A 24180-nucleotide genomic window follows, 5' to 3' on the forward strand; every position below is an offset into this window, starting at 1 on the left:
CCCTAGTTGAGAAGCTCACACTCACGCCACTGGCAGAGGATAGCATCCAGCTTTTTCTGCTTTAAATTTCGGAATGTCATGAGCTGTTCTGGCTGATCGTTCAAAATACGTAAGGTGCCATCAACACCTAAGGTATCAACTATCTCGGTGGCTAAACCGTGACCTATCCCTTTTACCGACATGAAAAAATTAACTAATTGTTGTGATTCAATGACAACGGACTTTTGAGCATCAGTAAGATCTTGGAGCTCGGTAACACCTTGAACGTCACCCTCGCCATTCATCAATTTGGCAAGGTCTTCAATTCCGGTATCTAAATCATTTTCAGAACTCAATTCAGATAGCAAAGATTCGAATGAATCAGACTCATCCATTGGGTTATTTGGAGTTTGCTCGCGCGCTGAGCCAAAGTATGAATCTTTGAGTTTCCCCTTATTCAGGTCTTGGAAGTTCCATGCCTCACTTGGCCACTCTTCAGCATCTTCATGATAGGTATTTAACAGCGAATAATGTTCATCAGCGGGTGCGTATTCACCTGTATCGGTCGATTCACTGGCATGACCAAATTGAATATGGCGCATAGTACGCAGTAATGATGAATCCACTTTGCCTAACTCTTCCCAGTTACGATCTGCAAAATAAGGCTGAGTAAATTGCGCGGGGGCGAGTTGCCACATTAAGTATTGTCCAATCCAGTCTCGAATATAAGGGAAAGCGGCAAAGGCCGTGGCACATTCTAAAATGGTGTACTCATCTTTAGTGCTGACGGCGATATCACACGCCCAGTATTCAGCTTGCGCCGCTTTCGATACTCGTACCGCTAAATCGAGAACTTCACGGGGTACATCTTGATAATCCATACTGCCACCTTGGCTAGTATTGGTTAACCATTCCCCTTCAGGTGGTCGACGCCAGAAAGCACAAACAGGCTGGTGGCCCACTAACATCACGCGGATGTCGGCTTTCATTGGGACAAAGTCTTGGATATAGGCAGGAAAGTAGCGACGCTCTGAGAACAAACGTATCGCTTCGTCGACGCTATCGACTTTATGGACAAAATACCCGCCATAATTTGAAGGACCATAAGAGCGTTTTACAATCTTAGGGTACTCAGCGTCACGCAAGTATGCCAAGGCTTCATCAGGCTGATAGAAAATATGTGTTTTGGGGATCGGCAGTTGATACTTTTCACAAAAGTGGGTCACATTTTCTTTCGATTTATTGCTGAATTGGCTATCTAGCGACGGAATAAATTTTACATTCGGTAAAGCCCTCGCAATATCACGGAAGGTTTCATACGCAGTCGCAGGGATATTACCTATCAGAACATCAATCTTCTTCTGCTTCACTTCGTTGATAAAACGCTGCTTATCGTTACCCCAATGATAAATCACTTGTTCGATTTTATCTGGCCACCCTTGAAAATTAGAGCGATCAAAAAAACGTAAGACATGATCTAAATAAAGCATTCCAATTTTTGGCAATTGTGGTTTCAATAAACTCATAGCGCTTTGTCCTTAATAGTAGCGGCCGCAGTTCCAGTCAAATCAGCATTGAATATATCGTTCACAGCCGATGGCATATCGATAGGCTGCTCTATCTCTAAACCCACCTCACTGGATACACAGGGTAAATCGATACGGTGACGAATCGTTCGGTCGATCAAATCGCAAAGGTAATCTATTTTGGTGTTATTGAAATCGAGCCCTAAACGCTCTTGATCCGGGGTGGCGAAAGCTGGGATACCATTGACTTCGAGCACCACATATTCTTGATGTTCGATATCGTAAATAATGTCGACACCAGCCACTTCTAGCCCTGTGATCTTCGCGGCTTTTAACGCGAGATCGATCACCTCTTGCGTAGGTTCACGCTGAATCACACTGCCACCACTGGTAATATTGGTTTTCCAACTTCCTTTTGCCGCCTGGCGTCCGTAGCAAGCTACGTATTTCCCGTCAACAATGTCGATTCTGTAATCGGTGTAATCGTTTTCAATCACACGCTCAATATAGAACTGTGGCAAATTTTGCATCGTGATATACGGCAGCAATAAATCAAGATCACGCTCACTTTCGAGTTTAATAATGCCGTTACCACCCCAGCCATTCACTGGCTTACAAATCGCTTTTCCTTGCCAAAACCGAAGGTGTTCCTTCACTTGTTGGATATTATGTTTATTACAGACGATATGGTCGGCTGTCGGAATAGCGTGGGTCTTGAGAAGATGCGCGGTGCGGAATTTATCTTCTGTCAGCTCAAATGCCGCATAATTATTAATGGTTGGAATCATACTGCTCAGCGTTTGGTATAGGTACATTTGAAAAGGTCCCTGCTGTCCCGCGTTGTACGAGAAAAACAGATCCAAATCCTCCATTACCTGACCTTTGCAAAAAATACTGCCGTTATGTGCAGTAGCGTCGTTTAAATCCAACCCTGTAATGACTTCGACATTCCTCTCATTCAGCTTTGCGACGATTTTTCGCTCAATTTCTGTCCCACCTGAATTTTGATACATCCATAAACCGACACGATGAGTGGCCATAACATTTTCCTTAAATCACTCGACTTCAAAAGTATACGAAAAGAGAATTTGAATATTCCAAAATAGATATTAATATAGTTGCACATCATAATGTTGCATCAACTTTATAACAGTGACCTAGGTGGAAGTTCTCATCGACTAATCGCCCGTTGAACGCAATTACACTAAGAAGGAATCAAGCTGTGACGCGTATCGATTTTACGGATTTAAAAACCTTGGTAAGCATCAACTCATGGACCCAAAACAAGGCGGGGGTTGATGCCAATGGCGAGTTAATGCGAGGGTGGCTTGAAGCGCTCGGGATGACGATGACAACGTACCCTCGTGAACATATTGGTAATCACTTGCTATTCACTAGTCCATTTGTAGCGAATAAACCTCGGCTATTATTACTCGGTCACATGGATACCGTTTTTCCGCCTAATACGTTTGAAGGATTTACCGAAGATGCTGAATGGGTATATGGACCAGGTACCTGTGATATGAAAGGCGGCAATTTTGTTGCGTTAACAGCGCTGCGCAATATCTTTAAGAAAAATGGATGCATCACCAATATTGATTTTCTCTTGGTTAGCGACGAGGAAACAGGGAGCGATGACAGCAAAGCGATCACCCTTAGCATTGCAAGCCAATACGATGCATGCCTAGATTTTGAGGCGGCTGGTGAAGATCACGAAGTAGTTAATGGCAGAAAAGGCGTCGCCACTTATTGTATTGAACTCACAGGTGTCGCCGCCCATGCTGGCAACCACTATGCGGTAGGGAAAAATGCCAACCTTGCCGCCGCTCGCTTAGTGATTGTTCTTACCGAACTCACTCACCTTGCCAAAGGAACCACAGTCAATGTCGGATTAATGGAAGGAGGAACAAGCACCAACACCATTTCACCTTTTGCTAAATTGATGGTTGAAGCCCGATTCACTCACTTAGATGAACAAGATCGCATTCTTCGTGCTATTCCTGCCTTAATTTCGCTCCATGGTGTTGAAGGTGTTTCTGAAAAACTGACTGGCGGGTTACAGCGTAACGTAATGAATCCAACACCTGCGCAGCAAAGTCTTATTGATATTCTATCAAGCATCATTGGCTATCCGCTAAAAACGGAACAACGTGGCGGCGTCAGCGATGCCAATGTCACCGCAGGTGAAGGTGTCCCTACCCTTGATGGCTTTGGCCCGTTTGGCGATGGCGATCATACTGAGTTTGAGCGAGCGTCTAAGAAGAGTTTTGCTCGACGTATTAATGAGGTAACAGCAATCCTTCATCATTACAGCCGTAGCCATCATCCCGATTGCTAACCACTTTTAACGAAAGTGGGCGTTTGCGAATGAGTAGAGATTTGGCCTCTGCTTATTTGGGGGATCAAGCCGCTGATTTAAATTGACGTAAAAGCCACGTTTATCACCGCGGCTTTTACGTCATGCACTGCTACCATACAACTACATTTTCTGTGTTACATACCATGCAGCCGATGCAACAAATTTAATTTTTACGATTTGCTTTTAAGCATTCAGGCATTGAGTGACCAGAAAGCACTAACAAGCCAGCAAAAATACCTAAGTTCTTAATGAAGTTTTGCATCTCGTGCGCCCCCTCTAAACCGGGGTAATTCCAGAAATCATGCAATGACACATTAATCACAAGCACTAATCCAGCCAGTAATAGTGCAACTATCCACGTAAATCGGTTAGCAATTAATAAAACGGCAGCGCCAATTTGAAAGACACCAGCAAGCCCTAATAGTACAGGAACAAAAGGCATGTCATGCTTTTCCATTAATTGGATATGCATATCCCACGACACAAATTTCATGATGCCTGGAATTAAAAAATACAATGCCAAAAGTACACGGCCAGCAGTCAACAATAGAGTGTTCATGCTATTTATCCTTAATCACTCTGATACAAATCATCGAATTACAGTGCAACGCCATTAACTGATAGTTTTACATCGATATTGCCTTTCACTGCATTTGAATACGGACAAACTTGATGTGCTGTTTTTACTAATTGCTGCGCTTGTTGTTCTTCTAAATCGAGTACGACAGCAAGCGCGACTGTTAATGCAAAGCCACCCGCATTATTTGGCCCTATACCTACTTCAGCCGTCACTGGGGCTTGCGTTAATTTGATTTTCATTTCTCGTGCTACATGAATAATCGCATTTGAAAAACACGCAGAATAACCAGCAGCAAACAATTGTTCGGGGTTAGTTGCTTCACCTGTTCCGCCCATTTCTTTCGGGTAGCTGAGAGCGAGATCTAGCATGTTGTCGTCTGTAGTTACTTGGCCATTACGTCCTGCTGATGCCGTTGCTTTCGTTGTGTACAGTGTCGTCATGATGATGTCCTTTAAATTATATACGATAATAAGTAGATTGAATTGCTAGCAATTATATTGCGCGCAATTCATTTGCAGCAAGTATAAGTCGATCAAAAGGTAAAACACAAGTATATTGTGCACAATCTATTTTCAGTATGGGGTTTGAGATGGCGAATTTAACTGATAAACATAGCCTAAATGAAGTGGAATCAACTCAATTATTACTTAAAAATCAAGTATGTTTCTCTCTTTATAGCGCATCAAATGCAATGATCCGAGCCTATCGTCCATTACTAAATGAACTTGATCTCACTTATTCTCAATACCTAACAATGATGGTTATTTGGGAAAAAAGTGGCATTAACGTAAAAGATCTTGGCCATGATCTTCATCTGGACTCAGGAACTCTTACGCCTTTACTTAAGCGATTAGAAACAAAAGGCTTCATTACAAGAAAGCGCAGCAGTGAAGATGAACGTATTCGTTTGGTTTTCTTAACCAACCAAGGCGCAGAGCTAAAAAATAAAGCGCTTTCTGTACCTAATAGTATGTTCTGTAAAAGCAAACTTGAAATTGAAGAACTGCAACAACTCAAAGCTAGTTGTGACAAGTTACTAGCAAACTTACAAAACTAATCCTCTAAGCACACTATCTATTTTTATGTATAGTGTGCCTCCCCTTCCTTAACCTGGTCGACATTAACGCAATGTTTTGATTGACCAAAAGATTTATAGGAAGTTGCCATCTTATCTATATGAAGCGTGTGTAAAAGATAAAAAAGCCACCTGTGCCTAGCAGGTGGCTTTTCCGCTTTCTCTGGAGCATGACACCACATCATTACAAGAAAGTATTTCCTCTTCACAAGTTGTTTGTGAAGCATGTCTTAAAGCGTGATGCCTATGACGACAATATGCAACATCACACCCAACGTAAGTAAATTATATAGTTCACAATTAAACCAGTTCGTGTTGTGCATCACAAAATATCAAACCTAAACTTAAGTTTCAGCCATGTAACAAAAATAGAACAAAGACTCTATTTCATTTAATTGTGAGCCGTAGCTACAAACGAACGAATACTAAATAGGAATATTGATCAAGGGCTAATTTTTCAGTCTTTCCCTTTGAATTCAAATGCTGCTAGTTGCACACTAACTTAAGTTGTCTGACCAGTTTTAAGAAGTTAAAAGGAAGAAAAATGGATATTTCTGTTACTCACGATTACCAAATTGATTTGGACTCAATACTTCGTTTTTTTAGCGAAGAAGATCTTATTACTGATAAGTATGCTCAACTTTCAGCGAAGAACGTCAAAGTTATTGCCATTAAAGAGACCGAAGATGGTTTTAGCGTCGCTACACAGCGTGATGTTCCTGCAAACGTCCCGGCGGTTTTAAAAAGCATTCTTGGTAGCTTTAATACGATTCATCAAAGCGAAACTTGGCATTGGCAAGGCGATGAATCTTTGATTTGCAAGATGACCGTTGAGATTGTTGGCGTACCAGCAAAAATCACTGGCTCTATGTTATTTAGTGAGCCGGCAAAAAAAGCAGGTGGTGATGTAGCGACACGCAACCAAGTAACCGTTTCTGTGACGAGTGCAATGCCATTGATTGGCAGTACTTTAGTGAAGTTTATTAGCGAAGACATTAAGCAGCAGATGCAAAGTGAATACGAGTTTCTACTAAGCTCAGCGCCTGAACTAGCAAACTAAGTTGACTGGCATTTGTAATAAACCGCGTTTAACAAACGCCGTCAAGACAAGGAATAACCATGAAAACCCGTGATCGGATTCTCGCTGTTAGTCTCGACTTATTCAATCGAAAAGGCGTGGCCAATGTAAGCACACTCATCATCGCTACCGAAATGGGAATAAGTCCTGGTAATCTCTATTATCATTTTCGTGGTAAAGACGAGATTATATCAACGCTGGTAGAGGAACTTCACAATTCGCTCAATCGTATTAGCCACGAGTACAAAGATCATGTGACTGATTTTGATGATTATTGGCCATTCTTGCACACCATTATGGCGCTATTTACTCATTATCGATTCCTGTTTCGTAACCTTGATAACCTCAACAGCCAAAGCCCACAGATAAAACGTAAAATACGCACTCTGGTGCTTAAATTACGTACTTTAAGCAGTGACATGCTCGCGCATTTAGCCGATCTAGGCATGTTAGATTGCGACGCATCAAATCAGCCTTTAATTGCTGATAACTTACTACTTGTGAGCTTAAACTGGCTAAATTATCAAACGCTGCTTCACGATAAATTAAGTGAAGATGAATTGATTCGTGCGGGTGTGTTACGTCTGATTTCGATGGTAGAACCCTACCTATCAGAAAATGCAAAATCGCCCTTTTATACTCACCAAGATCTCGTTGATGAGTTAGTGCAATAACACCTACAACAAATCTTACTCTCGAAAAATAAACGCTGTTATTGCACCAATAACGGCGTTTACCTTTAACCCATCTTGAATCATTCATGTATTAGCTAATACCCTCGCCTTATTTATGAATACATGCAGTACCAAGTAAAAGGCAATCCGATATAGCAGCAATAACTCTGTTATTTATTAGTAAACAGGTCTGAAAAATAAGTGGCAACAGGCCGAGTATGGGCTTTTTGCTTTATCAATAAATCAAACGCAATCCCTCTTGTCGATAATGCAAATTGAGGCATAAACGTCGTCAATGCCCCAGTATTCACCCTATCTTCAATCTGACATTTAGGTACAAACGCCCACCCAAGATCTTGTTCTACAAACTGAATTAAATCATTCATTGAACTGAGCAACATCACATCGTTTGAAACGATCGCTTCTATTTTTAGCATCGGGTTATCAAACATGCTTTCACAGACTAGTTGCCTTGTCGCAATCAGTGTTTCGTTATCAACCTCGTCCATATCCGCTAATTCAGAATCTGGCGAACAAACACAAACTGTATCAGCAATAACGAACTGATAAAAATCGGCATCGGTATCAACACCCGCACCTTGTGCTCTTATTAACACATCAAGAGAATCATTCACAAAGAGCATGTCCATTTGCTTTCTAGTGCCGCGCTGAAAATTAAACTTTGTATTTGGAAACTGGCGAATAGTTTTCGCAACTTGCTCTTCAACAAGTTGTATCGGTACTAATTCACCTAAGCCAATAGTAAATGATTCTTCCACATCATCATTAACAGCTGCTATCACATCTTCAAGGCGAGTCGCTTGCCTTAAGAGTGTTTGCGCATGAATCAATAGTCGCTCACCCGCAGAGGTTAAGGTCGGTCGTTTCGTTGAACGGTCAAATAAAGCAAAACCAAGGTCATCTTCCATATTGGAGATACACATACTTACGCCACTAACACTTCTACCGAGAGCCTTCGCCGCGGCACTAAATGAACCATGCTCTACAGCAGCAACAAAAATTGTAAGGTGCTCTATATTAACCATGACCTCTCACTCATTAACGCAATCTTCATGCGTTAAGTGTAAAGCATTATGATTTAGCTTGTTTGAAATAATATTATTACTGTCTTATAAATCAGGAGTATGGCTAATTCAGCAACTTTATAACTTATGAAAGGGAGAATGTTGTTATAGCTTAAGGAAGACGTTCAGAGGGGGTTAATCACCATCCTTGGTTTAAAGGCTAATCAGTTTTTTTTGAGGTGTCGATAGGGTTTAATTCTGTTTCTAATTGCTGAGATATATTAGAAGCCATCGTCTTTGCTTTATTTATCAGCGATACAAGATTTTTTACCATCTCAAGCAATTCTTTAGGGCCAAGAACCACTAAGCCTACAACTACAATCATGATTAACTCAAACATACCAAAATCAAACATATGCGCCTCCTAAGGCTTGGGTAATGGGTTTTGAGCGACAGTTGGTTCGTCCTCTGATATCGCTTTCTTAAAACCTTTAACAGATGTACCAACATCGCTACCTAATGTTCTCAGTCGCTTTGTACCAAAAACCAAGCCTACAATGACTGCGATAATGGCAAGTTGCCATACAGAAATACCACCCATAATCATCACCTCAATTTAGTAAATATGTAAAGTTGTGCTGGGCAACTAAGCCCAGCATATATAACAAGTTAGAATTTATAACCCACAGTAATTGTGCCTTGCGTTTCTTCAATATGACGATCTTTCACCTTGCCATTTTGAACTCTGCCATCGACATAGACACCCACTGGTGTATTTAATCGAGCACCGACGGCAGCATGAACACCTGCCGCTGTATGGTTTTTACCATCAGCCTTATCTAGCTTGATATCATCAAAATTCGCACTAACACCAAGCGCCGCATAGGGTTTAATATCAAAGTTACCAACCTCAAAGGCGTAGCCTAGTTCCGCCTCTGCAAACAAAGAACTTTTATTAAATTTCTCTTTTTCGCCGGATAACTCACTGTGACCTCGCCCGACAGTACCACCAGCATTTAACGAAAATATACGGTTAAAGTCATAGCCATATTCTATCTTGGCACTTTCACTGTCTGATAATTTAGTGGATTGCTTGGCACTTGAATCAAGCGATAATTTACCGCCTTGATAACCAGCACCCAAACGATGGCCTGCATAATCATCAGCAAGTACAGCATTAGATAAAAATAAAGTTGATAGTGCAATTAATGTGAATTTTTTCATATTATTCTCTTTTAATATCAATAATCCTTCATTTATATTGATATGGAGAGCATCCAAACTCTCCAGAGTATTAAATCGAAATTAAGCTTGGCGCTTTAGTGGATGCGTTGAACAACGTGGACCACCACCAAAGGCTGAGGCATCTGCATAGGGTAATTTCACACACTCCACGCCACGTTTTTCTAATTCATTAATAATGCGTATATGTTCTGCACCAATAACAGTTTTGTTTGGAGCTAAGTTAATGCCATTACAACCCATCGCCTTCGCTTCTTTATATGTTGCGTTAACGAATTCCCAATCTTTCATAAATTCAGGAAAACCATCGCACCCACCAACAACACCATCGAGGTGACATACGGCTAATCCCGAACGAGGTGTCATGAAGATACAATCTAAGTGAATAAACTTATTTGAAATCTCTATGGTATGAATGCGATAACCTTTCGGCTCAAAGTGCTGACGAATCCACTCGATCCCTGCATAGCTTGATGCAATACCAGCATGCCCAATTAAAATATCTTTACCGAGTACGAATACGTCGCCACCTTCGATATATGGTTGAGCATCATCTTTCAGATCCGCAGTTGGAGATGGCTGAGGCATCGAAATATGCGTCTGTCCAGTTTCCTTCACATGCGCTGTTACACCTTCGAATAAATGCGGATGCGTTTTGCGACGCCCACGGGTACGGCAGTACGTATTAATAACCTGATCATCGATAGAAAGCGTGTTATCACGTTCGAACATCGCGGAATAACCTGGCACACCAAACTGAGCATCGGCAGCTGTCGCAATTTCAGGGCGAACAACCTTCACACCATGTTGCTTCATAATTTCAGCTAAAGCATGTTGCTGGTCGCGAGAAGATGCATACCATTCAGGAGCTACTTCTTCAAATGTCTTGCCTGCAGACTCACGAAGACTTTTTTTCACTTCTTCAGAGATACCTTGATACGATTCCAGTACCCAATCTAGTTCAGGGTATGCAAAGCCTTCTGTACGACCAACAATCACCGCTTCAAGTTTGTCCCACTCGTTATATACACCGTTACCTTTAGCGTCTTTCATAACTGGTGTTTTCATTGATGATGCTAATGCTGAAGGTACCATTGCTGCCGCTGTTCCTACTGCCGCCGCTGCACCTGCAACCTTGAAGAAATTACGTCTATTCATTGATTTGTTCATATCTACATCCCGTCTTAATGGCTAGCTGTTTCGTTGTCTTGGGATGTATTATCAAGAAGAAGGGCTGAAATGTTTAATTGATTACTTTCAGGTTTATTGAAAGAAGAAACTCAAATCTGCGGAGCAACAAGAATAAGTGCACATGCCTCTATTTACTTCAATCGCTATACTCTATTTTCAATAATAATAACGAAAACATATATAACCGTTATATGTCTGCTCGCCTTAAAGAAGCTAATTTGCATCTCAATTATTGTGCTTGGCTTTAATGCATAACTTAATATCTGACATTACGAAAAGTTAGCGTGGCATTCTCTCTCTTAAATGACTTGAAACGGCAACGTGATCCCTCGCCCACATAACGATTAAACCACTTTCTTTGGTGGCATAGACAAACAAATTTAGATACAAAGGTATAGAAATGCACCTTATTGCAAATGCAATCACAGGCACCTAAAAATATGTTGTACCTTTTGCAGCTTTAAAAGGAATTTATGATGACTGCAACCAAAAATATTGAAAAAACGATTATCTCAACGAGTTACATCTCTAAATTAGCTGCGCATACTTCTACATTCATGGCTGCGCGCAGTAAAGATCGCACTTTTCTGCCTGCAACAGGGGCGCATTGGTGGCTCGTTTCTCTCTCCAATCCTATTTCGGTCGAAAAGTTTTTATCTCATATTTTTTCTATTGGATTCTATGGTGATATTGATGTACGCGGCAACGAGATTGAATTACAAACAAAGTACCAAGCAGAAGCCGCAATGATCAACGCATATTGTTCACCAGAAGCCTTCCCGATTACGATTACTGATTTAGCGGCTGAAGCTATTTATGTGGCAAATGACAACCATGCCCTACTCTGCAACCAACGCTACAATGGCGCACTAAGTTATGGGGGCGAGCGCTTAGTGCACATGCAATTTAGTGTTACCCCTTCAAGCTGGGCGATGCTTAATGTGCTTTCTCAGGTAATTAGCATTCACGCTATTGTTCATTTTGCCCCTAACGGATACATGGTATTAAAAGCCTCAAAAGATGAGGAACAAAGAATCATTCATCACCTTGAATCTTACTTATAGCTCTATATAACTTTACTTAATCATTAATAAAAAACCTCGAACTATAAAAGTATCGAGGTTTCTTATTTAAACTTTAGCGTATAACCAGGCTAGCCACTTATCTACCTGCTTAGCTTCCTTAATAGTTAACCCTGCAGACTTTAATTGAAGTAGCCATTGTTGTAGTGAATACCAATCATCTTTTTCTGACACGCGATGATGCCCATAGGTTCGAGATTCAGAACAAAAGCCCAAGGAGAATTGTATACTCGATTGCGTATTAACCAGCGTATTAATCGGTAAGGCCGCGCCAAAATCGATAATCGTGATTGCCTTCGACTGTTTATCGAGTAATACATTCGAAGGTTTAATATCGCCATGAACCCAGCCTTGCTGATGGATAAGAGTTATCGCCCGCACTAGTTGTGGCACCAAGTCTAAAAAGAGAGAAACTTGATGCTGCTCCAAGCTAAGTAAAGAGTCACCTGCGACATACTCAAGAACTAATAACTGCTCATCGACTAACCGCTCGATCGGCTGGCGAAAATAATGCGAGTGGCATTGCTGTAAACAACGCCATTCACGTTCTAGTTGATCATCTTCACCTTGCTTGATCACCACTGGCTGCATGAAATTGGCTTGCCGATCGTGCGCAAGCCATACCTTATCCGAGAGTGTATCAATGACGTCAAAACGTTCTGTCAGCGGGTGCGTTACTCGTGCAGGGCATGAGTGTGAGTCATGAAATGCGACCTTCATATTTCTACCTTAGTCATGCAGCTACAGATTGGATGAAAGATGAAAGTTATTCAGCAAACGCTTATTCAACACACTATTACTGCTGTCCAGTGCGTATTCAAACACTATGCTTTGATCTTCTAAACCATAATGAAGTTTGCGTATTCTTCTGTCCGCCGTCGCGCTTGAACTACCATCAAAAAGCAATCTAAACAGAGCCCATTGCCCGGTATAAGACTTAGTCGCGATGCGGTTTTCACCACTGTAGAAATTTGCCGACATATAATCGTTTGCACCAATCGATGGCCATATCACCTTGCTCCACAAACGAGGGCCATGGCGATAGGTAAAGATATTTTCATTCTCTCGCACATTAAATTGTGTGGAGGAGGTGCTCATTGAACTGGCTCTAAACTTCAACTTAACCGCAAGCTGCTGACCTGTAGGACCAAAGAAAATAGTACTGATTTTCTTCGCTTGGTTAAGTTGATTTAATGTTGCTTGCTGTATTGGCAACTTACGGCCATCAACCTCTGCTAATTTTAAGGTGTTATTATCCCAATATACAAAGGGCTGTAACTGCTTAGTAATAAAGGTATCTAGACGCCCTTGCGGTTTGAACATAGTAGCAAAATCATCAATTGCGACTTCACCTCGTCCTTGCAGTGCAAATGGAAAACGTCCTTCAACGGCTTCGCGATAAAAATGATAGACCTGCCCTTGCCATTGCTGGTTAAGGTAGCCAACGCCACCTTCAATCACGCCCTTCCACGCTTGCTTATCAAGGCTTTTGATCCAGTCTGCAACTTGCCCCGGTGCTTTGCTTGATTGGCGTCGGAAGTTAACTAACGCATCTTGGCTACCTGCCGCATGGGCTTGTGCATTCGCATACAGCACACGCTGTGGTTCACTGCTGGTTAACGCTGAATCAAAATAAGTATTTAAGTTATCCAGCTCAGTCATTAGCTCATCGATTGGTGCACTCTTGCTTTTCCCTTGAATAGCCATGAAAGAGGCATAACGACTAAAAGCTTCGTTAACTACAAATGATGGTTGTAAACGGACTAAGTCATCACCCGCAACGCGATTGATTTTGTCGAGCTTTCTTAGCTGCTTACCGACCTTTTTCAGACCAAGCTGGTTTGCCGCTTTTGCGTTTCCTCTGGTATCAGCATCATTTTTAGCCGCCAGCGTGGTGTTCACAATCACTGCATCTAACACATCAATTAATGGACTGTTGGCTGGCTCTCGGGCAATTTTAATAGCGCTAGCAAGGTCATACACACTGGTGAAGTCTTTCACTTCAATGTTCTTCACTAACTCTTTCCACTGATAGACATAATCCGCGTAGTACAGCCTTTGGATTTTCTTACTAAGCTCAGATAGCTCAGCAACAGACGCGCCAGACATATCCCCTTGGATACTTTTGAATTCATCATATTGCTTTTTCAACAGAGCCGACTTAACGGTTAGATCTATTTTACTGTGCCCTTGGCGAGTGAATAACTCAGGCAATAAATAACCGTGGAAGTCTTCTCTAAATTGAAATAAATCATCAAATTTATCACCCAACTGACGTCGAATATCCACACGATTTCGGTATTCAGGCATCGATTTTACACGCGCATAAATCAAGCGTTCAGGCGATAACCCTTCTAAGTTTTGAACTGCAACCGATACCAACTCATCATTGGATTTCAGCATGTTTTGATAATCACTATTGAATAAATCAACCATCAACTTACTCAGATTGTTGATGTTACTCGCTGAAATATCACCTTGATCGTTGAGTGTATCGACCAGGTAATTAATCATTTCATTCTGATCTAGGCGTTGCTTATCAAACAACATTTGATAATAACGCAACAATTCAAAGACCTTACTTGGATTACCTAAGTTAACGTACACATACAGTTCGCTACTTAACACCTCTTCAAGTTGAGGCAGCAAAAAGATCTGCAGTTGCTTTTGGTAGCTTTGATAAATATCTTCAGCAGTTTGAGTTTGGTTAAAGCTGACTTTATCGTACCAAGCTAAGGGCTGTTCGCCTTCTTGTGCCACCAATCGTAATTCATTCAGAACTGGCGTAATTTCTTCTAAGCCAGTAAAGCCATCGCGCAGACGATCAATATCATTACGGTATAAGCTCAGTTTAGTAATCGCCTTTTCTCGAAACGCTTCATCGTAGCTCCAGTTATCACGCAACTGCAGGCCAAAGAATACAATCCCAGACACGACGCACATCACCATTAACGATCGCAACGCTAAATAGCTATAGTGACGACGTTCATTAACACCAACCAGCGTGGCTTCAGGTAATATGACATTGCTAAAAATACGGTTGGCAAAAAGACTCTTTCGACCTTGTTGCTGGTGCTTGATACCTTCGGCATTGAAAGCGGCTTTATCAGCCACAAGCTGGGTTAACAGATCAAAACTCACCTCTTTTTGACTCGTGGTGAGCATATACATACCACGTAACCATACCGATTGACGTACTCGGTTTTCACGGCCAAGATGAGTGAGCAGCTCATTCGCTCGCTCAAAGAACACACGTAACTGATAAGGAAGTGTGATGATCGATTTGGACTCTTCTTCTCGCGATTCTCGCAATAGCTGAAACTGCTGCTGAGCTAAATTGGTCAAGATAGCATCACACTCTTTTTTGAGGTCACGCGGGTCAAAACGATTATTTTCGTTAAGCTGCAGCGTGACACCAAATGGATTCTCAACATCGCAACCCGAGTAGTTCGTAAAGAAATCGACAAAATCAGCAATCGAATCCGACTTAGTAAAGACGGTGTACACTGGCAGTGATAATCCAGTATGTTCACCTAGTGCCAAAATGGATTCCTGCAAGTTTGAGCTTAATGTAACGCGTGTTTTCTTATCGCCCTGCAATAAACGATCGCAGCCAATCGCCGTAATAATGCCGTTTACCGCTTGGCGTGGACGATATTTCAATAGTTGCTGAGCAAATACACGCCATAGACGATCATCTATCCCTGAGTCATCGAATAAACGGTGGCCGACTTCAACCACAACAAGACTATCGTTACTCCAGAAACGTAAATACTGATCGGTATCACTGTCATCTAACGTACGGTGCAATACGGGTTCTAAGTTGTTTTGCTGTAATAAGCTGCTTTTCGCATCTTTTTCACCACCAATAAGCACATACCATGGAAGTTCATACATGTTATGTAACTTATTAGCCCGCAGGCCTTTTAGTTGCTTAATGGCCTCGATGAACATTTGGTTAATGGTTTTCACATCTTGCTTGAACAAGATTTCCACTTCATGCTCTTGCTTCGCTTCTTTTGATTGATCGCGATACCAATAACACGCGAAACTACTCAGCACACATAATATACCCCCGCCCCACATCATTGCGGTACGTAGGGGAAACGCATCGTCGGTAGCGATTGGCATCCAGTAGACAACTGCCAGTGTGCCCAACAAGAAGGCAAGAGTTATAGCCAGCCATGGCTTATTCAGGTTTACTTTATTCATTATTGTTACTAACTCTGTTTGCTGCGACGAATAACGGCATTCAAGCCAAATCGTGCATTTAACTCATTCTTCAATTGCTTGGCTTTGGTTAGATCTGCCTGTTTAGGCACCACCAGCTCAACCATGTTGTCCATTTCACGAATTTGCACGCTGTAGCCAGTACCTTGCATATCTTGAGCAAGTCGTTTGGCATTAGCCTCTATTGAGAATGTCGCCAACAATACTTCCCACTGTGCAGGCTTTGCCTCTGGTGTTGGAGCAGCTTTTTTCTCTGCGACTGGCTCAATAAGACCGATATCTTCAGCAGTACTGACATACACCAAATCTTCATCTTGAGAGGAGTTAGAAAAGCCATCCATTTCTAGTGTGTTGAACGCCGTGATAGTGGACTGACTTCGGCTGTCATACCAAAACTCAGAAAATATATAAGAGCCCACCACAACCAGCGTTGTAAGCATCATCAACTTAGGGGCGCTTAAAAACTGCCAAGGAGTTTTCTTTACGGGTAACTCTGGCGTAACAGGCACATGCATACCTGACTCTTCGCGAAAATGGCGGATCGTCAGGTATAACTCAGACTTTAACTCGTTGATCTTCCTGCGTTCGGCGTGACGATACTTGCCAAGGAAACCCAGCATCATCAACACATACTGCAGCTCTAGAAAATCAACAAGCTTAGATGGTTGACGGCGCGCCTGATCAAGCAGTTGAAAAAAAACTTCACCACCATTGCGCTGATTAAATACCTTGCTTAGTACAGAGTGATTTTCCCAACGGATTTGCTCTCCCCACGAGGTATATTGGATCATTTCATCAAAAGCGGCACACAGCACAAAGCAACCCTTTTCGATCACACTCGGGTGATAATCTAAAAACAACCCCCGTCGTTTAAAATCATCAATTGCATCCAGTAGTTGTTGGCGGAAAGCGTCAATATCAAGCGGTGACGACATTCTCGGTAAGCTCACCAATAGCCCCAACAACTCACTACATGCATTAAGCAATGGGTTTTCATAGATAGCTAAATTATCGATTACCTTCTCAGTGCCTGATAAATCCAGCGCCTGAGTTTTAATTGGTTCAGCTATGTTTTGCTTAAACTCAGTGCGGCGTATCGAAATTGTTTCTTGTTCATTAAATAACGAAGTCATAGCGATACCATCAACGAATTACGTAAAATTCAATATCAACATCACCAATACGGCTGTCGACGTGTAACGCAATTGGCTCGTCTTTTTGCACCAATTCATGCCATAGCTCAGAACGTGTATCTAACTCAAAATATGCGGCATCCGTGCGCAGTTTTAGCTCGGAAGGTGCTATAGGTAAGGTGCGTAATGGCACACCAGATAATGAATTTCGTACCAAATCAGCAATCGTACTATTCCCCGCCAGTTTCACGGCTAACGGAAATTGTTCACTTAATTGCACTGACCCCAACGGGGATGACACAACAAGAATAAAGCGGCCTGAGTTATATAAACCACGATCTTGCACCAGCGTTCGCAATAAGCGACGTTTCAAGAATAAGTTTGAATCCCAAGTTAACGTGGTGACATTATCAAGTTGAACTTCACGCAATAGCACACGCATATCAACAAATAAGCTAGAGAATAAAGCGTACAACTTGCCATTATTCCAACCAGGGTATTCTTGTGGCATCTTGCCATTTAGCCCCTGCATTTCCCCCGCTATTTGCAGACATTGGTGATACACCTCTTGCGGTGAGGTAGTACCAACATCAAGCCAATACTTCACCATCGGGAGCCAACGCCCTAACGACTGCAGCCATAAATAATCGCGCATCAGCGCCTGATGGCTCTTACTTGCCGATTCAACTTGCAAACGTTGGGAAATCGTTCGTGCGCGATACTGCATCTGCGCATATAACTCACTAACCCCTTCTTTCAGGTAGTTAGACACAGTGAAGTACAGTGATGCTGGAATAAACGCTTGGTTTAATTCAATTTCACCATCAGACTTATGTTCAGATACATGCGCAATCGGGATTAATGTGTAATCTTGTAGATCTTCACCTTCAAGCTTTAATACAATATTCAACTCTGCCAGTTCTAGTTGCAACGCATCACTATTGCCTCTGCTGGTATCAAACACATTGTGATCCGCGCGATGGTAGCGACGGTTTCGGTCACTTTTTTCACCTACGTTAACCACACCAGAGCGGTAGATTGGCATTGCAAGGTAAACCATTTTATCTATGGTGCCTGCGGGAACATCCAGCGCTAAGCCATTACGGATATCAAACGGTGTGCCATCAGGAAAAATACCTCTCGCGTTCTTAATACCGACTTTACCTATGTTCGTCATAGAGTGATCAAGGTTAAAATCAGCCAAACCATAACGCGATGGGTTCATCAGCCCGCAATAGTCTTTTGCAAAGCCTTCTAAATAGCGTTCTTGTTGTTGAAAGTGCTGAGGACTTAAAAACATCCCTTCAGACCAAACGACTTTATTCTTATCCATTATTTGTCCTCTAGATCCGTAACACTGACATTAATACCGTCGATCATTACGTTTACTTCGATTTTTGAATCAGGCTCGATAGCCATAATCACTTTATTTTTTGCTTCTCGGTAATTCGCGAATGCCGCTATCACTCCCACATATTTCACTTCACTCATTTGCGGAATTTCCACCGTCAATTTACCGCTTGGTAAAACACTACCTAGTTGACGCTTCGATAATAAATCGGCTTTGAGTGCACCCTGATCGTCGTTGTAAATGTCCAAAAAATTGGCTTGCTTAAACGCTTCACTATCTGCCAATTGATAAATTCTGACTTCAAGCGGCGATGCAAGACCGTCAATATTTGGGTTAATATTATTTGCAGCGGTGATATGCGCGATCACTAACGCGGGACTGTCATCTTTCCAAAACATCCAGCTACTGCAACCATTCAGCATTAACAATGCAGAGACGAGAAATAAAATGCGCTTCATTTACTTATCTCCAAATGTTTGTTTGATGCGTAAGCTTTCAGCAAAGTAAGCTTTGAACTTCATCTGCCACTCGTTGTTCTCTTTCTGACGCGCATAATAGCGTTGATACATGGCCCAATAATCAGGTTTTCGCCCCCAAAAACTGCTTGGTGCTAAGTCAGTGAATAAACCTTCTAATGACTCTGGTGACACTTCCGTTAATAAACGATCTAGAGCCATTTCAGCCGCTTGCATCATCATCTCTTGTTGCTTCGCTTGAAATGACAAAAGCTGCTGAGGGTCAAGAACCGCAGATGCACTTGCAGTTGTAGCGGCTGACTGATGCTCTTGCACCCCACCACGCTGCGATTCTCGTCGCGGCTCTCGTTGTATGGCGACCACTTGGTTTATGTTGTCATCACCGAATGGGTCATCATCAAAACCATCATCTTGAAACACATTCGCTGTTTGAGACTGCTTATCTAAAACAACTTCAGGTTCTCTTGCTAAAAAAGGGTCTTCAATCACACTGTCTTGCGATTCCGCCGTAAACGACAGGACGGGGTCAAACCTATCTGGCTCAGGAGTAACCACTTCTAAATGCGTTTTGACCGAGGGTAATTCGCTGCCAAAAGGGTCGTCTTCCCAACCGTTCAAAATAGGCTCGGCAGCAGATTGTAATTGCTTCGCTTTGGCCGTTTCAGGAATGAAACAAGAAATCATCAGCCTATACTTACCTAAATTCAGTACATCACCGTCGCTTAAGGTCGATTGGTTATTACGACCCAGTGGCTCATGGCTACCATTAATAAATAAGCCATTGGTACTGACATCCATAATTTGATAACCACGACTGCTGCGGCTAATTAGTGCATGCGTTCCTGAGATTTCACGAGAAGCATCTGAGAGCTGCATGGTCGTGCCAAATGCACGGCCTATGCTGCCTCCTTCATCAGGAAAATTATGCGCCCATGCAGTAATGGGCTCCCCGTCTGGAGAACTGATAATTCTTAGTGATAACGGCATGCTACCCCTCCTTACACTGCTTAACAGCTTGGTTGAACTCTTTAATAAAACGAGGATACTGCTTCGTGAATTTCTTCGAGAAGTAGACCCCTAATGGTTTGTCATTCACTTTTGTTGTTGTGATGGCTCGGTGACTCACGCCCAACTTTTTTATCGCCTCTTCCATTACAAAGTCGTTGGCAAGAACAGCACCCACTTCACCCGAAAGAAGTAACTCTAATAACGCAGTAGGACGACGCGGTTTTTTTTCAACGCGATAGCCCTGAGCTTGCAGCCAAAACCATTTATTCGACCCAAACAGCGCTGTCACCATCACTTCTTTTTTAAACATGGGATTTTTGGTATCAATCGAATCTGACAAGCTGAACCAGCTCCATGTCTGCTGCATCACGGGTGATGAATAATCAGCGTATTTGTCACGAATGCCATTTTTAGATGCTAAGAAAAAGCCATGTTGTTCACCGACTTCAATCAAGATTTGTGCACGATCCCAATCCGTCATGGTGATTTGATAGGGCTGCTTAAGCACCTTCATTACACACTTAAGATGAGTAATCCCCGGCCCTTTCATCTCACCACGTTCTTGGTATTGATATGGCCGCCACTCTTGTGTTGCGAGTAATAAACGTTCAGGGCGTGCTTCTGCATTCGCAAAACTTGATGCTATTACACTCGCTAAAATAACAACGGTTTTCGCTATTTTTGGCATCATCATTAACGCTCCTTCACAGGCTTACCATCCATACGAATAACCGTACCGTTAACGCCATAGACATCACTGGCCATTTCCATCAAAACAAAGGGGACTTTCTGCTTAATTCGCTGTGCTTGTTGAAAGCTAATCGCGATATCAGGCGGTGAGATCACACCAACAGGAAGATCGCCAACGTCAACTTGATCATTAATAACCTGAAGGCCATAAATAGCCGCTTGATGCGCATTGTTCACAAAGCTCACGCCAAATGACATCAAGGCACTATCTTGGCTTTGGTTCACCACATCTGGCACAGCGGAGATCAGTGCTAGTTTTTGTGAATAACGGTTAATTTCATCCACCCGCGACAACAAGCTTGAGCTGCCCGTTAACCAAAGTAATGAATGATCTAACTGAGGATCGTTTTCTTTTAAATCCGCAATGGCTCTTCCCATCGCAAGGTCTAGCTTTAGGTCTGCCATGCTCTCGTCAACGGCAACTGGCACAATCTTGATACCAGCCTGTTCAGCCACCGCTTTTAGAGGAAGAAATTGAGTCAAGTACGCGCTTCGATTGGTGTTTGCATACAAAATACCTATGTTTTTTAAGCTGGGGTTGAATCGCTTCATGAAGCTTAAAATGACATCAGCAGGCAGATTCAAAGAGGTAAAAGCAAAGTTATCACCTGAGCCACTGTATTTATCGATTAAGCCAAGTTGCACGGGATCTTTCGCATTAACAGAAATAACCGGCAACTTACCGCCAGCATAAAGATTACGAACCTCTACCGTCGCTTTCGACCCTAAGGTATAAATGAGGTTTACCTTTTTCTCTGCTTGTTTTAATAAAGCAGCTAACGCAATTGGATTAGACGGTAACTGTTTTACTATCCACTGCGTTTGTGGCAATTCACGGCTATAAACACTTAATAGTGTTTTTAGTGCGACGTCATAAGATGTCGCTTTGCGTGAAACAATCACCAAGACTTTGGGTAACGCTTGCGTTGGTGAAAACGTAACGCTTTCACCAACAACATCAGCTTGCCAATGGCTTGATGGCGCAGGTTGAAGATCTTTCCCTAACCAATTAGGCCAATCCCCTAACTCAGCCGATGTAGAAGCCGAGGCTGTCGATACCAGAAACGCCGACATGATTGAAAAACCAATCACCGCAGACCACAGTATTCTCGAACCTATGCGGGTCACCATAGTGAATAACTTCGCTGTCAAATCTGTTGTATTCGCTAAACAATTCATTCGTGTGCTCCTTGACGTTGTTGACGATCAAAAAGCATGAAGATGACAGACGCGATAACAAAGAAGGCCGCAATCGTTAGCAGTGCTTCTTCAACATCGAGCCAAAACAGTAATTGACCCACAATAATGGCACCAGAAACATGACCAAGTCGCTCAAGAAAACGGTATGTTACGGCAACCGAAGAGTCAGACTCCTGTTTTGCCGTGTTATTAACGACATGCGTAACCACTGGCGCATTAATTAGGCCATGAGATCCACCCATGAAGAGCATGGCTAACGTAGTTAATAAGACAATTAGCCAGTCCTGATCTTGGCTAAACGCTACCGCCAATACCACGAGTGATACACCAGCCAGTAGATTACCGAGGCTAAGTGCCAGTTTGCTACAGCCATGTTTGTCTACCCATGGACCAACCTTGTAACTCACCAACAATACGATGGCAGCATACGTCATTAGCACCTGACCAATGCTTTCCTTGCTAACGCCCTTTTCAGCAAGCATTAACGGAACCGCAAATGAAACGATGCCTGTTAATGCCGCTTTGGTAGGAATACCCACTAAAACCATGGTGCGAATAAAAGCAGGGACTTTGATTAAGCGCCACGAGTCAGCAGCCATGGCTTTAATGTTGCTAAGCAAAGTGCCAGATTCAACGGCTTGACCGTGTGCAGCTCGATAAATAGATCCAGGCATAGATGGTAAGATCAGGCTAAACACACACATCACGGTGCCGATGGCAGCAGAAATCGTAAATATGCCAATATCGCCAAAGTAGCTAACCAATAAGGCCCCGATCGCCGCACCCGAAATAAAGCCAGCATTGAAACAAAATACAATAATGCCCGCGGCTTGGGTTTTATTACTCTTGTCGCTAAAGCGTAAGATGTACCCTTGCACCGAAATGAAGATCAATGATTGGCCAACACCAGAAATAAAGCGTGCAGCAATTATCTTGCTCATTTCCCCAGATTCACTAAAGCCAAGCAAGGCACATCCCAAAGTTGAAAGCAAAATACCAAAGAATAAGACTTGGCGAATATCAAAGGTTTCAATTAATCGTGCGGCAGGCAATAACGTCAGTGCAAAACCAAGGAAATACAAAGCAAAAAACAACGAAGAAGCACTTGCCCCCAAACCATTCGCTTCCGCAACCGATGTTAAAAATTGTGGCAAAATTGGCGCCATCAAAGCTTCCATCAACACGGCACCAAGAAATAGCGGTTTTAAACGTTCCAATACTTGATCTTTCGGTGACTGATTCAGTTCGCCACTCAGCAAACGGATAAAGGCGAAACAAACTAAACCACAAGCAAAAAACAAAATAGCGAAGTTTTTTAATACTTGTGCGAGTTGCCCTATCACCATTTCAGCCTGATAAGATAAACGTACTTCCCCTTCACCCGATGTGCTTAACGCGTACTCTAATCCACCATTGCTCACCATCATTTGGCCCATAGCGTTTTCATCAACGCTTGTTGCCACCAATTGGGCACTCTTGTAAACCGAAATACTGGCAAGTTCTGGATTTGCACGACGGAAATGATCCAGCATGCTATCAACCCCCGTGATCATGTCACGGCCAATGTCGTATTCCAGTACAGGGGATAGACGGTAGCTAACAATATCGGCAAGAGATATCGCCTTACTATGAAGACCATCGCGGTATAAGCTACCCACCAGCATCATTACGCAGACTGTCATGGCAAAAAACACCACAGTAAAGCTGGTCAAGTACACCGCTCGTTTACGACTGCGTAATACACTACCGATAAAGACAAGCAATAAAATCAAAATTAGCCACATCATAGGTTGAAAGGTACTGGTGACCTTCTCTTCAACCTTTTGCTGACTTAAATACACTTTCAAAGTGCCGATTTGCGAAAATTTATTATTCAATGCAATGGTTATCGAACTCTCTTCATCGCTTTGAGTTCCGGTTCGATACAACTCCTTGCTCCCCGCAAACAGCGTTAACCCTGTTACTGATGGATCCGATTTTACAATTGGCTGCAAGACTAAATTTAGCCCTGCAATCTCAGACAGCGGTACACCCGACTTTAGTACTTGTTCGATACCCAGTCGGGTTGCTTGCGTTTGCGCAAAGACGGCATCCGATGATAATTGACGGTAGCTTTTCAGCGCTTGCGCATACCCTACAACCAACACCAGCAATAGTGACATTGTCACTATTGCTGTGCCGAAAGTAAGTCGTAGGTTAGATTTAACTGTTTCCACTAAGA

22 protein-coding genes and 1 pseudogene are annotated in these 24180 nt (G+C 42.5%); 5 read left to right on the plus strand and 18 right to left on the minus strand.

What is annotated here, in order from left to right:
• Window positions 1–2 precede the first annotated feature (2 nt).
• Window positions 3–1505, minus strand: a complete 1503-nt coding sequence (locus OCU87_RS09380; protein WP_261856974.1) for an ATP-grasp domain-containing protein — start codon at window positions 1503–1505, stop codon at window positions 3–5.
• Entirely contained in the window at window positions 1502–2545 is a 1044-nt protein-coding gene (locus OCU87_RS09385) for an ATP-grasp domain-containing protein (protein ID WP_094958068.1), read from the minus strand. The genes OCU87_RS09380 and OCU87_RS09385 overlap by 4 nt, the downstream gene beginning before the upstream one ends.
• Window positions 2546–2727: 182 nt before the next feature.
• Here OCU87_RS09385 and OCU87_RS09390 point away from each other — a divergent pair, with 182 nt between their 5' ends.
• Complete coding sequence (locus OCU87_RS09390; protein ID WP_094958069.1) at window positions 2728–3843, plus strand: M20 family metallopeptidase; 1116 nt, start codon at window positions 2728–2730, stop codon at window positions 3841–3843.
• 184 nt (window positions 3844–4027) lie between these two features.
• Here OCU87_RS09390 and OCU87_RS09395 read toward each other — a convergent pair whose 3' ends face one another.
• Complete coding sequence (locus OCU87_RS09395) at window positions 4028–4423, minus strand: DoxX family protein (protein ID WP_261856975.1); 396 nt, start codon at window positions 4421–4423, stop codon at window positions 4028–4030.
• A gap of 38 nt (window positions 4424–4461) precedes the next feature.
• Window positions 4462–4884 (minus strand): organic hydroperoxide resistance protein, encoded by a 423-nt coding sequence (locus OCU87_RS09400; RefSeq protein ID WP_062690625.1) that lies wholly within the window; start codon window positions 4882–4884, stop codon window positions 4462–4464.
• Between the two features lie 149 nt (window positions 4885–5033).
• Here OCU87_RS09400 and OCU87_RS09405 point away from each other — a divergent pair, with 149 nt between their 5' ends.
• From OCU87_RS09405 to OCU87_RS09415, 3 genes are all read left to right on the plus strand, one after another.
• Entirely contained in the window at window positions 5034–5501 is a 468-nt protein-coding gene (locus tag OCU87_RS09405; RefSeq protein ID WP_062690624.1) for a MarR family winged helix-turn-helix transcriptional regulator, read from the plus strand.
• Between the two features lie 562 nt (window positions 5502–6063).
• Window positions 6064–6579, plus strand: coding sequence for a DUF2505 domain-containing protein (locus tag OCU87_RS09410; RefSeq protein ID WP_261856976.1), 516 nt, complete (start codon window positions 6064–6066; stop codon window positions 6577–6579).
• 59 nt (window positions 6580–6638) lie between these two features.
• Window positions 6639–7271 carry a TetR/AcrR family transcriptional regulator gene (locus OCU87_RS09415; protein WP_261856977.1) on the plus strand — a complete coding sequence of 211 codons (633 nt, stop codon included), beginning with the start codon at window positions 6639–6641 and terminating at the stop codon, window positions 7269–7271.
• A gap of 170 nt (window positions 7272–7441) precedes the next feature.
• On the opposite strand, the gene OCU87_RS09420 is transcribed toward OCU87_RS09415, so the two are convergent.
• The 5 genes and pseudogenes from OCU87_RS09420 to OCU87_RS09440 all read right to left on the minus strand — a co-directional run bounded on the left by OCU87_RS09420 (window position 7442) and on the right by OCU87_RS09440 (window position 10708).
• Window positions 7442–8317, minus strand: a complete 876-nt coding sequence (locus OCU87_RS09420; RefSeq protein WP_261856978.1) for a LysR family transcriptional regulator — start codon at window positions 8315–8317, stop codon at window positions 7442–7444.
• A 199-nt stretch (window positions 8318–8516) separates the two neighbouring features.
• Complete coding sequence (tatB, locus tag OCU87_RS09425) at window positions 8517–8711, minus strand: Sec-independent protein translocase protein TatB (RefSeq protein ID WP_261856979.1); 195 nt, start codon at window positions 8709–8711, stop codon at window positions 8517–8519.
• Window positions 8712–8753: 42 nt separating this feature from the next.
• Window positions 8754–8897 (minus strand): annotated as a pseudogene (gene tatA / locus OCU87_RS09430) (twin-arginine translocase TatA/TatE family subunit); the annotation flags it as partial.
• A gap of 68 nt (window positions 8898–8965) precedes the next feature.
• The gene (locus OCU87_RS09435; protein WP_261856980.1) at window positions 8966–9520 is read right to left on the minus strand and encodes a porin family protein; all 555 of its coding nucleotides are present in this window, start codon (window positions 9518–9520) and stop codon (window positions 8966–8968) included.
• Window positions 9521–9601: 81 nt separating this feature from the next.
• The gene (locus tag OCU87_RS09440) at window positions 9602–10708 is read right to left on the minus strand and encodes an arginine deiminase family protein (protein WP_261856981.1); all 1107 of its coding nucleotides are present in this window, start codon (window positions 10706–10708) and stop codon (window positions 9602–9604) included.
• 494 nt (window positions 10709–11202) lie between these two features.
• Between OCU87_RS09440 and OCU87_RS09445 the strand changes: the two genes are divergently transcribed.
• Window positions 11203–11793: a hypothetical protein gene (locus OCU87_RS09445; RefSeq protein WP_261856982.1), complete on the plus strand. Its 591-nt coding sequence runs from the start codon at window positions 11203–11205 to the stop codon at window positions 11791–11793.
• A 66-nt stretch (window positions 11794–11859) separates the two neighbouring features.
• On the opposite strand, the gene OCU87_RS09450 is transcribed toward OCU87_RS09445, so the two are convergent.
• The 9 genes from OCU87_RS09450 to OCU87_RS09490 all read right to left on the minus strand — a co-directional run bounded on the left by OCU87_RS09450 (window position 11860) and on the right by OCU87_RS09490 (window position 24175).
• Window positions 11860–12531, minus strand: a complete 672-nt coding sequence (locus OCU87_RS09450) for a protein kinase domain-containing protein (protein ID WP_062690619.1) — start codon at window positions 12529–12531, stop codon at window positions 11860–11862.
• A 21-nt stretch (window positions 12532–12552) separates the two neighbouring features.
• Entirely contained in the window at window positions 12553–16023 is a 3471-nt protein-coding gene (tssM, locus tag OCU87_RS09455; RefSeq protein WP_261856983.1) for a type VI secretion system membrane subunit TssM, read from the minus strand.
• A gap of 8 nt (window positions 16024–16031) precedes the next feature.
• On the minus strand, window positions 16032–17174 hold the full coding sequence (icmH, locus tag OCU87_RS09460; RefSeq protein WP_261856984.1) for a type IVB secretion system protein IcmH/DotU: 1143 nt from the start codon (window positions 17172–17174) through the stop codon (window positions 16032–16034).
• A 10-nt stretch (window positions 17175–17184) separates the two neighbouring features.
• On the minus strand, window positions 17185–18507 hold the full coding sequence (tssK, locus tag OCU87_RS09465; protein ID WP_261856985.1) for a type VI secretion system baseplate subunit TssK: 1323 nt from the start codon (window positions 18505–18507) through the stop codon (window positions 17185–17187).
• On the minus strand, window positions 18507–18983 hold the full coding sequence (tssJ, locus tag OCU87_RS09470; protein ID WP_062690617.1) for a type VI secretion system lipoprotein TssJ: 477 nt from the start codon (window positions 18981–18983) through the stop codon (window positions 18507–18509). Before tssJ ends, tssK begins: the two co-directional genes overlap by 1 nt.
• Window positions 18984–19988, minus strand: a complete 1005-nt coding sequence (locus tag OCU87_RS09475) for a type VI secretion system-associated FHA domain protein (RefSeq protein ID WP_062690616.1) — start codon at window positions 19986–19988, stop codon at window positions 18984–18986.
• Window position 19989: 1 nt separating this feature from the next.
• Window positions 19990–20703 carry a transporter substrate-binding domain-containing protein gene (locus OCU87_RS09480; RefSeq protein ID WP_261856986.1) on the minus strand — a complete coding sequence of 238 codons (714 nt, stop codon included), beginning with the start codon at window positions 20701–20703 and terminating at the stop codon, window positions 19990–19992.
• Window positions 20703–21836, minus strand: coding sequence for an ABC transporter substrate binding protein (locus tag OCU87_RS09485; protein ID WP_390960816.1), 1134 nt, complete (start codon window positions 21834–21836; stop codon window positions 20703–20705). Before OCU87_RS09485 ends, OCU87_RS09480 begins: the two co-directional genes overlap by 1 nt.
• Window positions 21837–21934: 98 nt before the next feature.
• Window positions 21935–24175, minus strand: coding sequence for an MFS transporter (locus tag OCU87_RS09490; protein ID WP_239928770.1), 2241 nt, complete (start codon window positions 24173–24175; stop codon window positions 21935–21937).
• Window positions 24176–24180 lie beyond the last annotated feature (5 nt).

Origin of the sequence: Photobacterium sanguinicancri, assembly GCF_024346675.1 — a bacterium.
Lineage (GTDB): Bacteria > Pseudomonadota > Gammaproteobacteria > Enterobacterales > Vibrionaceae > Photobacterium > Photobacterium sanguinicancri.